The sequence below is a fragment of the Lentzea sp. NPDC058436 genome, assembly GCF_042721515.1.
Classification (GTDB): Bacteria; Actinomycetota; Actinomycetes; order Mycobacteriales; family Pseudonocardiaceae; genus Lentzea.
In genome coordinates, this window is sequence record NZ_JBHXLF010000008.1 from 180,684 (window position 1) to 194,106 (window position 13,423).

11 protein-coding genes are annotated in these 13,423 nt (G+C 69.6%); 10 read left to right on the forward strand and 1 reads right to left on the reverse strand.

Going from position 1 to position 13,423, the window contains the following annotated elements:
- Positions 1-104: 104 nt before the first annotated feature.
- From argS to rho, 6 genes are all read left to right on the forward strand, one after another.
- Positions 105-1,733 carry an arginine--tRNA ligase gene (gene argS / locus ACFWN2_RS27440; RefSeq protein WP_382432077.1) on the forward strand — a complete coding sequence of 543 codons (1,629 nt, stop codon included), beginning with the start codon at positions 105-107 and terminating at the stop codon, positions 1,731-1,733.
- On the forward strand, positions 1,733-3,151 hold the full coding sequence (lysA, locus tag ACFWN2_RS27445; RefSeq protein ID WP_382432079.1) for a diaminopimelate decarboxylase: 1,419 nt from the start codon (positions 1,733-1,735) through the stop codon (positions 3,149-3,151). The genes argS and lysA overlap by 1 nt, the downstream gene beginning before the upstream one ends.
- The gene (locus ACFWN2_RS27450; RefSeq protein WP_382432081.1) at positions 3,148-4,449 is read left to right on the forward strand and encodes a homoserine dehydrogenase; all 1,302 of its coding nucleotides are present in this window, start codon (positions 3,148-3,150) and stop codon (positions 4,447-4,449) included. Before lysA ends, ACFWN2_RS27450 begins: the two co-directional genes overlap by 4 nt.
- Positions 4,450-4,460: 11 nt before the next feature.
- The gene (thrC, locus tag ACFWN2_RS27455; RefSeq protein WP_382432259.1) at positions 4,461-5,513 is read left to right on the forward strand and encodes a threonine synthase; all 1,053 of its coding nucleotides are present in this window, start codon (positions 4,461-4,463) and stop codon (positions 5,511-5,513) included.
- Positions 5,510-6,361, forward strand: a complete 852-nt coding sequence (gene thrB, locus ACFWN2_RS27460; protein ID WP_382432083.1) for a homoserine kinase — start codon at positions 5,510-5,512, stop codon at positions 6,359-6,361. Before thrC ends, thrB begins: the two co-directional genes overlap by 4 nt.
- Positions 6,362-6,679: 318 nt before the next feature.
- Positions 6,680-8,674 (forward strand): transcription termination factor Rho, encoded by a 1,995-nt coding sequence (rho, locus tag ACFWN2_RS27465; protein ID WP_382432085.1) that lies wholly within the window; start codon positions 6,680-6,682, stop codon positions 8,672-8,674.
- A gap of 111 nt (positions 8,675-8,785) precedes the next feature.
- Here the strand turns inward: rho and ACFWN2_RS27470 are convergent, their stop codons facing one another.
- Positions 8,786-9,172 carry a hypothetical protein gene (locus tag ACFWN2_RS27470; RefSeq protein WP_382432087.1) on the reverse strand — a complete coding sequence of 129 codons (387 nt, stop codon included), beginning with the start codon at positions 9,170-9,172 and terminating at the stop codon, positions 8,786-8,788.
- A gap of 243 nt (positions 9,173-9,415) precedes the next feature.
- On the opposite strand from ACFWN2_RS27470, the gene rpmE reads away from it, so the two are divergent.
- The 4 genes from rpmE (at position 9,416) to lpdA (ending at position 13,409) form a co-directional block, all read left to right on the forward strand.
- Positions 9,416-9,628, forward strand: coding sequence for a 50S ribosomal protein L31 (rpmE, locus tag ACFWN2_RS27475; protein ID WP_089921602.1), 213 nt, complete (start codon positions 9,416-9,418; stop codon positions 9,626-9,628).
- Between the two features lie 90 nt (positions 9,629-9,718).
- Positions 9,719-10,783, forward strand: a complete 1,065-nt coding sequence (gene prfA / locus ACFWN2_RS27480) for a peptide chain release factor 1 (RefSeq protein ID WP_382432090.1) — start codon at positions 9,719-9,721, stop codon at positions 10,781-10,783.
- Between the two features lie 22 nt (positions 10,784-10,805).
- Positions 10,806-12,014 carry an acyl-CoA thioester hydrolase/BAAT C-terminal domain-containing protein gene (locus tag ACFWN2_RS27485; protein ID WP_382432092.1) on the forward strand — a complete coding sequence of 403 codons (1,209 nt, stop codon included), beginning with the start codon at positions 10,806-10,808 and terminating at the stop codon, positions 12,012-12,014.
- A gap of 9 nt (positions 12,015-12,023) precedes the next feature.
- On the forward strand, positions 12,024-13,409 hold the full coding sequence (lpdA, locus tag ACFWN2_RS27490; RefSeq protein WP_382432094.1) for a dihydrolipoyl dehydrogenase: 1,386 nt from the start codon (positions 12,024-12,026) through the stop codon (positions 13,407-13,409).
- Positions 13,410-13,423: the final 14 nt, after the last annotated feature.

Sequence of the window (13,423 nt, forward strand, 5' to 3'; positions counted from 1 at the left end):
AGCGCAGGGCATTACCACGTGCGCGTTAACACTTGCCGTCTCACCCTCCGAGACCCGGTAACCCGGTCGAGACCTGCGACAACGCTTCTCTAAACTCTTCTGTCGTGACCCCTGAAGTGCTCGCCGATCTGGTCCGGACCACGGTTGCCCAGCTGTTGAACGACCGAGGCCTGGACGCCACCGCGCTCCCCGAGCAGGTGACGGTCGAGCGACCCAGGAACCCCGAACACGGGGACTACGCCACGAACGTCGCCCTGCAACTCGCCAAGAAGGCCGGGGTGCCGCCGCGCGACCTCGCCACGTGGCTCGCGGAGGCCCTGCTGGCCCAGGACGCCATCGCCAAGGCCGACGTGGCCGGGCCGGGCTTCCTGAACCTCACCATCGCCACCGAGGCCCAGGGAGCGATCGTTCGTGCGGCTCTCACGGACGGCTACGGCACCGGCTCCGAGCTCCAGGACAAGCGGATCAACCTCGAGTTCGTCTCCGCGAACCCGACCGGCCCCATCCACCTCGGTGGCGCGCGCTGGGCGGCCGTCGGTGACGCGCTCGGCAGGGTTCTGAAGGCCCGTGGCGCCGAGGTCACCCGCGAGTACTACTTCAACGACGCCGGCGCGCAGATCGACAGGTTCGTCCGGTCCCTGATCGCCGCCGCGAAGGGCGAACCGGCCCCCGAGGACGGCTACGCGGGCACGTACGTCAGCGACATCGCCGCCGAGGTCCTGCGCCGCGAACCAGGGGCCCTGAGCGACCCCGAGACCGTGCGCCAGGTCGGCGTCGGGCTCATGTTCGAGGAGATCAAGCGCAGCCTGCACGAGTTCGGCACCGACTTCGACGTCTACTTCCACGAGGACTCGCTGCACCGCAGCGGTCGCGTGGACGAGGCGGTCGAGAAGCTCAAGGCCAACGGCTCGCTGTACGAGAAGGACGGCGCCTGGTGGCTGCGGTCCACGGACTTCGGTGACGACAAGGACCGCGTCGTCATCAAGAGCGACGGCGACCCGGCGTACATCGCGGGCGACATCGCCTACCTCGTCGACAAGCGCGGCCGCGGCTTCGACCTGTGCATCTACATGCTCGGCGCCGACCACCACGGCTACATCGCGCGCCTCAAGGCCGCGGCGGCCGCGCTGGGCGACGACCCGGACAGCGTCGAGGTGCTGATCGGCCAGCTCGTGAACCTCGTCAGCGACGGCCAGCCCGTCAGGATGAGCAAGCGCGCCGGCACCGTCATCACGATGGAGGACCTGGTCGGCGCGGTCGGCGTGGACGCCGCCCGGTACGCCATGGTCCGGTCCAGCGTCGACTCCGGCCTCGACATCGACCTCGACCTGCTGCGCAAGCACAGCAACGAGAACCCGGTCTACTACGTGCAGTACGCCCACGCGCGCACGTCGTCGATCCTGCGCAACGCCGCTGACCTCGGCATCACCCCAGGTGAGGACTTCGCGCTGCTCACCCACGAGCGCGAAGGCGATCTCATCCGCACCATCGGCGAGTTCCCGCGAGTGGTGGCCACCGCCGCCGAACTGCGCGAACCGCACCGCGTCGCCCGCTTCCTCGAGGAGCTCGCGGGCACGTACCACCGCTTCCAGCAGGACTGCCGCGTCCTTCCGCGCGGCGATGAGGAGACGACTCCGTTGCACCAGGTCAGGCTTCAGCTCGTCAACGCGACCAGGCGCGTGTTCGCCGCGGGCCTCGGCCTGCTCGGCGTGACCGCCCCGGAGCGCATGTGATGCGCGCGCATCCGGCCGGACCCCGGCACGCCGACGTCATGGTCCCCGGCAACACCGCCGGCGACCGCCCCTCCACCGCGGACCAGCTCGACTACCTGACGCCGCACGTGTGGCCCCGCAACGCGAAGCGCAACGACGCCGGCGTCGTGGAGCTGGCGGGCGTGGACGTGCGCGGGCTGGCCGAGCAGTACGGCACCCCGTTGTTCGTCATGGACGAGCAGGACTTCCGCGCGCGCTGCCGCGAGCACGCCGAGGCGTTCGGCGACCCGACGCTCGTGCACTACGCCTCCAAGGCGTTCCTGAGCGTGCAGGTCGCGAAGTGGGTGGCGGAAGAGGGCCTCTCGATCGACGTCTGCAGCGGCGGCGAGCTCGCCATCGCTCTCAGGGCCGACTTCCCGGCCGAGCGCATCGCGTTGCACGGCAACAACAAGAGCGTTCCCGAACTGGTCGCGGCCGTCGAGGCGGGCGTCGGTGGGATCGTCGTCGACTCGTACCACGAGATCGCGCGCCTGGACCAGATCGCCCGCGAACGCGGTGTGGTGCAGAAGGTCCTGATCCGCGTGACGGTCGGCGTCGAGGCGCACACGCACGAGTTCATCGCGACCGCGCACGAGGACCAGAAGTTCGGCTTCTCGCTGTCCTCCGGCGACGCGGCCGAGGCCGTGCGCCGCGTGCTCAAGGCCAGTGGCCTGGAACTCGTCGGCCTGCACAGCCACATCGGTTCGCAGATCTTCGACGCCTCCGGCTTCGAGGTCGCCGCGCGCCGCGTGATCGGCCTGCTCTCCGAGATCCGCGAGGAGCACGGCGACGTCCCGTCGTTGAACGTCGTCGACCTCGGCGGCGGTCTCGGCATCGCCTACACGCCGGACGACGACCCGCCCCCGCCCGCCGAGCTCGCGCGGCAGCTGCACAACATCGTGCAGAAGGAGTGCGAGCACAACGGCCTGGAGATGCCCCGCATCGCGGTGGAGCCCGGCCGCGCGATCGTCGGCCCCGGCACGGTCACCGTGTACGAGGTCGGCACGATCAAGGACATCGAGCTCGACGGTGGCGCGCGCCGCCGGTACGTCAGCGTCGACGGCGGCATGAGCGACAACATCCGCACCGCGCTGTACGACGCGGTCTACGACTGCAAGCTGGTCTCACGCGCGTCCGAGCCCGAATCGAGGGCCGTGCTGTGTCGTGTGGTGGGCAAGCACTGCGAGTCCGGTGACATCGTGGTGCGGGACTGCTGGCTGCCCGACGACCTCGCGCCGGGTGACCTGGTTGCGATCGCCGCCACAGGGGCCTACTGCTACTCGATGGCGAGCGGGTACAACCGACTCCCGAGGCCCGCGCTCGCCGCGGTGACCGACGGGGAGGCGCGGCTGCTGCTGCGTCGCGAGACCGAGGACGACCTGTTCCGTCTGGAGGTATGAAAGCCGTGAAACCGATTCGGGTCGCCTTGCTCGGCTGTGGCACGGTGGGCACGGAGGTAGTCCGGCTGCTGACGGACCAGGCCGAGGACCTCACCCAGCGCATCGGTGCGCCGGTTGAGCTCGCCGGCATCGCCGTGCGCAGGCCGAACAAACACCGTGAAGTGCCGGAGCACCTGCTCACCACGGACGCCGCGGCGCTCGTGAAGTCGGACGACGTGGACGTGATCGTCGAGGTCATCGGCGGGATCGACCCCACGCGCGGCCTTCTGCTGGAGGCGTTGCGCAACGGCAAGTCCGTCGTGACGGCGAACAAGGCGCTGCTGGCCGAGCACGGCCCTGACCTGTTCGAGGCGGCCGACGCGTCCGGCGCGGACCTCTACTTCGAGGCCGCCGTCGCCGGCGCGATCCCGTTGCTGCGCCCGTTGCGGGAGTCCCTCGCGGGAGACCGCATCACGCGCGTCATGGGCATCGTGAACGGCACGACGAACTTCATCCTGTCCGCCATGGACGCCACGGGCGCGGGCTACGCGGAGACGCTCGAAGAGGCCTCGCGCCTCGGTTACGCCGAGGCCGACCCGACCGCGGACGTCGACGGGTTCGACGCCGCGTCGAAGGCCGCGATCCTTGCGTCCCTTGCGTTCCACACGCGAGTGACGGCGTCGGACGTGTACCGCGAGGGCATCCGCGCGGTGTCCGCGGCGGACATCGCGGCCGCCAAAGGCCTCGGCCGCACGGTCAAGCTGCTCGCGATCTGCGAACGCGTGGTCAGCCCGTCCGGCCAGGAGTCAGTCGCCGTTCGAGTCCACCCGGCCATGATCCCCAGGACGCATCCGCTGGCGAGCGTCAACGGCGCGTTCAACGCCGTGTTCGTCGAGGCCGACGCGGCGGGGGAGATGATGTTCTACGGGCAGGGCGCCGGTGGCGCCCCCACGGCGAGCGCCGTCGTCGGCGACCTGGTCGCCGTGGCGCGCAACATGGTCGCGAGCGGGCACGGCCCGCGCGAGTCGGCCTACGCCGCGCTGACCGCGCAGCCCATGGGGAACACGCCCACCCGCTACCACATCAGCCTCGACGTCGCGGACAAGGCGGGTGTCCTCTCGCAGGTCGCCGCCGTGTTCGCCGAGCACGACGTGAGCATCGCCGCGGTGCGCCAGGAAGGCCGCACCGAGGACGCCAGCCTGGTGATCGTCACGCACGCGGCGACCGACGCCGCGCTGCGGTCCACTGTGGACAAAATCGGTGGCCTCCCCGTGGTGCGGGACGTCGTCAGCGTCATGAGGGTGGAGGGCGAAGAGTGAGCCCAGAAGGAATGAACGTCGCGAGAGCAGGCTGGCCCGGTCTCATCAACGCCTACCGGGACTGCATCGAGATCCCCGAGGGCGCCGAGGTCGTGACGCTGCACGAGGGCGGCACGCCGCTGGTGCACGCGAAGCGCCTCTCCGCGGCCACGGGCTGCGACGTGTACGTGAAGGTCGAGGGCGCGAACCCGACCGGCTCGTTCAAGGACCGCGGCATGACCGTGGCGATGACGTACGCCCTCGCCTCCGGCCTCAAGGCCGTGATCTGCGCGTCGACCGGCAACACGTCGGCATCCGCGGCGGCCTACGCGGCCAAGGCGGGCCTCACGGCGGCCGTGCTCGTGCCCAGCGGCAAGATCGCGATGGGCAAGCTCGCGCAGGCCGTCATGCACGGCGCGAAGATCCTGCAGATCGACGGCAACTTCGACGACTGCCTCGAACTCGCGTCCAAGACCGCGGCCGAGTACCCGGTCACGCTGGTGAACTCGGTCAACCCCGTGCGGCTCGTCGGTCAGCAGACCGCCGCGTGGGAGGTCGCCGACGTGCTCGGCCACGCGCCGGACGTGCACTGCCTGCCGGTCGGCAACGCGGGCAACATCACCGCGTACTGGAAGGGCTACACGTCGTACGACATGGGCCTGCCGAAGATGTTCGGCTTCCAGGCCGCGGGAGCCGCGCCGCTGGTCAGCGGTGCGCCGGTGGCCAACCCGGAGACCATCGCGACCGCCATCCGGATCGGTTCGCCGGCGTCGTGGACGGGTGCCGTCAAGGCCCGCGACGAGTCCGGCGGCCTGATCGACGCCGTCACCGACGAGCAGATCCTCGCCGCGTACCGCCTGCTGGCGTCGTCCGAGGGCATCTTCGTCGAGCCGGCGTCGGCCGCGTCCATCGCCGGTCTGCTGATGACCGCCGAGGACGGCAGGCTGCCCAAGGGCTCGACGGTCGTGTGCACCGTCACGGGCCACGGTCTGAAGGACCCCGACACCGCGTTGCTCGGCACCACCGAGGTCGAGCCGGTCCCGGTCGACCCCGGCGCCGTCGCGCACGCGCTGGAGCTCGCGTGAAGTTCCTCGTCTCCGTCCCCGCGTCGACCGCGAACCTCGGTTCGGGGTTCGACGCGCTGGGCATGGCGCTCGCCCTGCACGACGAGGTGGAGGTCACCTCCGCGGAGGCCGGCTTCCTCTCGATCACCGTGGAGGGTGCCGGTTCCGGTGACGTCCCGCTCGACGAGACCCATCTCGTCGTGCGGGCCGTCCGCGCCACCGGCTACACCGGCGGGCTGGCGCTGAAGTGCCGCAACGCCATTCCGCACGCACGCGGGCTGGGCTCGTCGGCCGCCGCGATCGTGGCGGGTGTCGTAGCCGGATTCACCCTCACGGGTCGCGAGTCGGACACGGACGCGTTGCAAATCGCCGCCGAGTTCGAGGGGCACGCGGACAACGCGGCCGCCTCGCTGTTCGGCGGAGTTGTCGTTGCGTGGTCCGAAGGAGAGCGTTACCGCGCCGTCCGGATGGACGCCGACGCACGGGTGCGCCCGTTCGTCCTGATCCCGTCGCAGGAGTCGTCCACCAAGACGACGCGCGGCCTGCTCCCGGCCGAGGTGCCGCACGTGGACGCCGCGCACGCCGCGGGGCGCGCTGCCCTCGCCGTGCACGCGCTGACGCGGGATCCGTCCGTTCTCCTTGCCGCGACTGAGGATCGACTCCACCAGAACTACCGCGAGCCCGCATGGCCCGACACCGTTCGGGTGATCAACGATCTTCGCAAGCTCGGAGTTCCCGCCTGCGTGTCCGGAGCGGGACCCACCGTGATCGCCTTCGGTGATCTTCCGGCCGAGGTCGACACGCACGGCTTCGACGTGCGCAGACTCGACGTCGACGCCTCCGGCGTGCGCGTTCGTCCATTGGACTGACACGCGCGACCCCGGTTGTTGCATGGCGGAGGACCGGCGTCTACCCTCGGGGGCGATCAGTCACTGCGCGCACGGGCGCCGGTGTCGCGCTCGGACACTCGTTCCGGGTCGCAATCCTTTTGTGTTCCGGCTCTGTGCCGTGCGGGGCGGGGCGGACGCGAAAAGGCACCCGATCGCCGTGATCTGAGAAAAGTCCCGTGCTGGAGGGAAGCCGTCGTGCTTCCGTCTTCATCGGACTTGACCGCCGTTCCCCGCTGAAGTGGGAAGGCGGGTCCGCTGGGCCGCGTAGGAGGCGGGGCCTGGTCAGGAAGGACTTGTGTGACCAACACCGATTTGCTGAGCAGCGAAGTCGCAGCTGCCGCTGGTTCTGGAGCCGAGGAGAACGCTCTGTCCACCCCATCGAACGGCACGACGCCGCGCCGCCGCGCGGGTCTGTCCGGCATGGTGCTCGCTGAACTCCGCGAGCTCGCCGGCCAAATGGGCATCACCGGAACCGCAGGCCTGCGCAAGGGCGACCTGATCGCGGCCATCAAGGAGAAGCAGGGCTCCGGCGCCCCGGCCGCGAAGGCCGAGAAGCCCGCGAAAGCCGAGAAGGCTGCCGCGAAGGCCGAGGCCCCGGCTGAGAAGCCTGCTGCCAAGGTCGTCGAGAAGCCCGTCGAAAAGCCTGTTCAGCAGCAGCTCGAGGTAGCGGAGAAGCCCGCCGCCGCCGAGGCTCCCGCCGGCGACGACGCCCGCTCGTCCGAGGACGGGGGGCGTCGCGGAAACCGTCGCCGCCGTTCCGGCCGTGGCGGCGGCAACGCCGAGGGCGAGGGCCAGCCGCAGCAGTCCGAGCAGCGCGCCGAGCGCCCTGAGCGCGGCGAGCGGCCCGAGCGCGGTGAGCGTTCCGACCGCGGTGAGCGCCAGGACCGCGGGGAGCGCTCCGAGCGTTCCGACCGCGGCGACCGTGGTGACCGCAACGAGCGCGGCGGCCGTGACCGCAACCGCGACCGCGGCGACCGCAACGAGCGTGGCGACCGCGGCGACCGTGGCGGCGACCGCCAGGGTGGCGGCCCGTCCGACGACGACGAGGGCGGCCGTCGTGGCCGCTTCCGCGACCGCCGCAGGCGCGGTGGCCGCGGCGACGAGCAGGGTGGCGGCGGTCGTGGCGACCGCGAGACCGAGGTGCGCGACGACGACGTCCTGCTCCCGGTCGCGGGCATCCTGGACGTGCTGGAGAACTACGCGTTCGTCCGCACCTCCGGCTACCTCGCCGGCTCGAACGACGTCTACGTCTCGCTCTCGCTGGTCCGCAAGTACGGCCTGCGCCGCGGCGACGCCCTCACCGGCGCCGTCCGCCAGCCGCGCGACGGCGAGCAGCAGCGCCAGAAGTTCAACCCGCTGGTCCGCGTCGACAAGATCAACGGCCTGGACCCGGAAGAGGCGCGCAACCGCCCGGACTTCACGAAGCTGACGCCGCTCTACCCGAACGAGCGCCTGCGCCTGGAGACCGAGCCGCACATCCTCACCACCCGTGTCATCGACCTGGTGATGCCGATCGGCAAGGGCCAGCGCGCCCTGATCGTCTCGCCTCCGAAGGCCGGCAAGACCTCGGTGCTCCAGTCGATCGCGAACGCGATCACGACGAACAACCCCGAGTGCCACCTGATGGTCGTCCTCGTGGACGAGCGTCCGGAAGAGGTCACCGACATGCAGCGCTCGGTGAAGGGCGAGGTCATCGCCTCGACCTTCGACCGCCCGCCGTCGGACCACACGACGATCTCGGAGCTGGCCATCGAGCGGGCGAAGCGCTTGGTCGAGATGGGTCACGACGTGGTCGTCCTGCTGGACTCGATCACGCGTCTCGGCCGCGCCTACAACCTGGCAGCCCCGGCCTCCGGCCGAATCCTGTCCGGTGGTGTCGACTCGACGGCGCTGTACCCGCCGAAGCGCTTCCTGGGTGCGGCTCGCAACATCGAGGGCGGCGGCTCGCTGACCGTCATCGCGACGGCGCTGGTCGAGACCGGCTCCGCGGGTGACTCGGTGATCTTCGAAGAGTTCAAGGGCACCGGCAACGCCGAGCTCAAGCTCGACCGCAAGATCGCCGACAAGCGCACCTTCCCGGCGGTCGACGTCGACAGCTCCGGCACCCGCAAGGAAGAGCTGCTGCTCTCGCCGGACGAGATGGCCGTCACGCACAAGCTCCGCCGAGTGCTCCACGCCCTCGACGGCCAGCAGGCGATCGACCTCCTGCTGGACCGGCTGCGCAAGTCCCGCACCAACATCGAGTTCCTGATGCAGGTGGCGAAGACGACGCCGGGCGCCGAGCAGGACTGACGACCGGCGTAAGTTTCACGTGAAATTGCCCCCGCTGCAGGTCAGCGGGGGCTTTTTCGTGCGCATCACTCGAATGCCGAAGAAGACGGGCAGGCCTGCGCGAACGGGCCGTCAGCGGCAGTCAGCGGCCTGCCGGCGCTCATCGCTCTGCACGAGGCACTGGAAGACCAGCCCCAGCAGCACCGGCAGCCCCACCACGGTCGCGACCACGGCCGGCACCTCCACGGCCCCGACCACGACGCCGAGGGCCAGCACGCCGGCCAGGTACGGCCACCGCAGCCAGGTCCGCTGCCAGGCGCGCCTCCACCGGACCCCACCGGACACGGCGGCAGCCACGGCGACACCGGCCCCGGAGACGACCGGAGACAACGGCACCGAACTCCAGGCGGCGGTGAGCAGCCCGGCCGACCCCATCAGGCCGAACACGGCGGCGGAGAACACGAACGGCACGACCAGCCACAACCGCTGGTCCATGGGCCGCTCTAGGGTGCAGAACACGGCACACAGTCTGATGGACACCCACCAACAACACGCAGCCGCATCTGGCCGAACGGTGACACCTTGCGCCGAACGGCGTACCGGCGAGGTTAAGCGGTTGTGACATGAGCCACGGCAGGCGCTCGGGAACAACCGCGTTTTTGCACGTGTTGAACGGTCTGGCAAACTAAACGGTCGAGTCCGGCTCCGGTTCACCCGTTCACCAACAGGGACCCGGCGGCCATCCTTGAAAGGGACAAGATCTTGAAGAGTGGAATCCACCCCGAGTACACGGTCACCGAAGTGACCTGCAGCTGCGGCAACGCGTTCACCACGCGCAGCACCACCTCGGCGTCCGAGGTTCGCGTCGAAATGTGCTCCAACTGCCACCCGTTCTACACGGGCAAGCAGCGCATCCTGGACACCGGCGGTCGTGTCGCGCGCTTCGAGGCGCGTTACGGCAAGCGCAACAAGTAGCTGCTTTCACGGCGCCTGACCTCGGCCTTCACGGCCGGGGCGGGCGCCGTCGCCGTTTCCAGAGGGAACCCAGAACCGAAAGCAGGAGTCGTGTCGCAGTCGCTGGACAGCTTGCTCGCCGAGTACGACGAGCTGGAGAAGAAGCTCGCGGACCCCTCCGTGCACGCTGACCAGGCGGGGGCGCGCAAGCTCGGCAAGCGGTACGCCGCGCTCGGCCCGATCGTGAAGACCGCGCGGGAGATCGAGCAGGCCCGCAACGACCTCGGGGCGGCCAAGGAGCTCGCGGCAGAGGACAAGTCGTTCCAGAGCGAGGTCGACGAGATCGAGGAGCAGCTCCCCAGGCTGGAGGAGCGCCTCACCGAGCTGCTGCTGCCGCGCGACCCGCACGACGGCGACGACGTGCTGCTGGAGATCAAGTCCGGTGAGGGCGGCGAGGAGTCCGCGCTGTTCGCCGGGGACCTGCTGCGCATGTACACGCGGTACGCGGAGCGGCAGGGCTGGAAGGTCGAGATGCTCGACGGCACCGACTCCGACCTCGGCGGCTTCAAGGACGTCACGGTGGCCATCAAGGCCAAGGCGACGACCCCGGACGGCGTCTGGAGCCGGCTGAAGTGGGAGGGCGGCGTGCACCGCGTGCAGCGCGTGCCCGTGACCGAGAGCCAGGGCCGCATCCACACCTCCGCGGCCGGCGTCCTGGTCTTCCCCGAGACCGAGGAGACCGCCGCGGTCGAGATCGACGAGAAGGACCTCCGCATCGACGTCTACCGGTCGAGCGGCAAGGGCGGCCAGTCGGTCAACACCACCGACTCCGCGGTCCGCATCACGCACCTGCCCACCGGCATCGTCACGTCCTGCCAGAACGAGCGCAGCCAGCTCCAGAACAAGGCCCGCGCCATGCAGGTGCTGCAGAGCCGCCTGATCGCCCTCGCCGAGGAGCAGAAGGCGCAGGAGCAGTCGGACGCGCGGCGCACCCAGATCCGCACCGTTGACCGCAGTGAACGGGTGAGGACGTACAACTTCCCCGAATCACGCATCTCCGATCACCGGGTTGGGTACAAAGCGCATAACCTGGACCAGGTGCTCGACGGAGACCTGGACGCGGTGGTGGAAGCCTTGGCCGCCGCTGACCGGGCAGAACGGCTCGCAGGCGGGTAATCCGACGTGAGAGGGGCGCGTTGTGGCCGAGATCCTGGTGAATCCTCAGACAGCGCCCCTCGACCAACCGGTCGAGACGCGGGTCGCGGGGCTGAAACCCGGCCAGACAGTCACCGTCCAGCTGTCCACAGGTGATCGCGCCTCTCATGCCGTGTTCGAGGCGGACGACCATGGTGTCGTAGATCTCACCCGGCACGCACCGCTCGACGGCAGCTATCGCGGCGTGGACCCGATGGGCCTCTTCTGGTCGTTGGAACGCACCGGCGGCAAGTCCGGACCGACCGTGCTCTCCGTGGAGGGCGTCGGCGACCGGGTCCTCGAACGGCAGCAGGTCCCCGAAGGCGTCGAGCGGCTCGAAGTCCGCGAGAACGGCCTCGTGGGCACGCTGTTCGCCCCTGAGGACGACGGAGGCGAGCTGCCGGGCGTCATCGTGCTCAGCGGGTCCGAGGGCGGCCTCCACGAGACCGACGCGGCGCTCCTGGCCGCGCACGGGTTCGTCACGTTCGCGCTCGGCTACTTCGGCCTCAAGGGCCTGCCCGAGCACCTCGTCGACATCCCGCTGGAGTACTTCGGCGAGGCGATCGACTTCCTCTCCGGGCACGCGGGCGAGATCGGTGTCGTCGGCGGATCGCGCGGCGGCGAGCTGGCACTGCTGATCGGCGCCACGTTCCCCCAGGTGAGCGCGGTCGTGAGCGTGGTCGGCAGCGGCGTCGTCACCCAGGCCATCGGTCCCGGCGGCAACCTGCTGCAGAAGCTCTCGTACGAGGCCGCGTCGTGGACGTTCAAGGGACAGCCGCTGCCGTACCTGCCGTACGAGATCGGTGACGAGCTCCGGCAGAGGATCGTCAACGACGTGCCGGTGCCGCTCAGGCTCGCCTTCAGCACCGAGGACGGCGTGCCCGAGGACACCGAGATCCCCGTCGAGAAGATCTTCGGCGGTGTGTTGCTCATCTCGTCCGGACAGGACGACGGGTGGCCGAGCACCGAGTTGAGCGATGTCGCGATGCGACGGTTGAAGGACCACGAGCACGCGTTCCCGTACGAGCACGTCGTGTATCCCGAGGCAGGACACCTGATCGCGGGCCCGCCGCACCGTCCGTCCACCGACGTGACCTATCCGGGGCCCGGTGTCACCTTCTCGGGTGGTGGTTCGCCGCAGGCCACCGCGCACGCCCGCGCGGACGCCTGGAAACGGACGGTTGAGTTCTTGCAGGTGCAGCTCAAGAGCTAGGTTGTGCTTATGAGCGCACACTTTGATGTCGTGGTCGTGGGTGCGGGTCCCGGCGGGTACGTCGCCGCGATCCGTGCGGCTCAGCTCGGGCTGAAGACCGCCATCGTCGAGGAGAAGTACTGGGGCGGCGTTTGCCTGAACGTCGGCTGCATCCCGTCGAAGGCGCTGCTGCGCAACGCCGAGCTGGCGCACATCTTCACGCACGAGCAGAAGACGTTCGGCATCAAGGTCGACGGCACGGTCAGCTTCGACTACAGCGCGGCGTGGCAGCGCAGCCGCAAGGTCGCGGACGGGCGCGTCAAGGGCGTGCACTTCCTCATGAAGAAGAACGGCATCACCGAGTTCAACGGGTGGGCCAACTTCACCGACGACCACACCCTGACCGTCGGGGACGAGACGATCACCTTCGGCCACGCGATCATCGCCGTGGGCGCCACGACCCGGATGCTGCCGAACACGCAGAAGTCCGACCGCGTCGTGACGTACGAAGAGCAGATCATGACCGAGGACCTGCCCGAGTCGATCGTCATCGCCGGCGCGGGCGCCATCGGCGTCGAGTTCGCGTACGTCATGCACAACTACGGCGTGAAGGTCACCATCGTCGAGTTCCTCGACCGCATGGTGCCGCTCGAGGACGAAGAGGTGTCCGCCGAGCTCCTCAAGCGCTACAAGAAGCTGGGCGTCGACGTTCGCATCGGCACCCGCGTCGAGTCGATCGACGAGTCCGGCCCGAAGGTCCGCGTCACCGTGTCGAAGAACGGTGCCGAAGAGGTCATCGAGGCCGACAAGGTCATGCAGGCCATCGGTTTCGTGCCGCGCGTCGAGGGCTACGGCCTGGAGAACACCGGCGTGAAGCTGACCGACCGGGGCGCGATCGACATCGACGGCCGCGGCCGCACGTCCGTGCCGCACATCTTCGCGATCGGTGACGTCACCGCGAAGCTGATGCTCGCGCACACCGCCGAGTCCATGGGCATCATCGCCTCCGAGACCATCGCGGGCGCGGAGACCATGGAGCTCGACTACGTGATGATCCCGCGGGCGACGTTCTGCCAGCCGCAGATCGCCTCCTTCGGCTACACCGAGAAGCAGGCCCGCGAGAAGGGCTACGACGTCCAGGTCTCGAAGTTCCCGTTCACCGCGAACGGCAAGGCGCACGGCCTGGCCGAGCCCGGCGGCTTCGTGAAGCTGATCAGCGACAAGACGCACGGCGAGCTGCTCGGCGGCCACATCATCGGCCCCGAGGCGACCGAGCTGCTGCCCGAGCTCACGCTGGCGCAGCAGTGGGACCTCACCGTCCACGAGGTCGCGCGCAACGTCCACGCGCACCCGACGCTGTCCGAGGCTGTCAAGGAAGCGGTGCACGGCCTGGCCGGGCACATGATCAACTTCTGAGATAGCTTCTTACC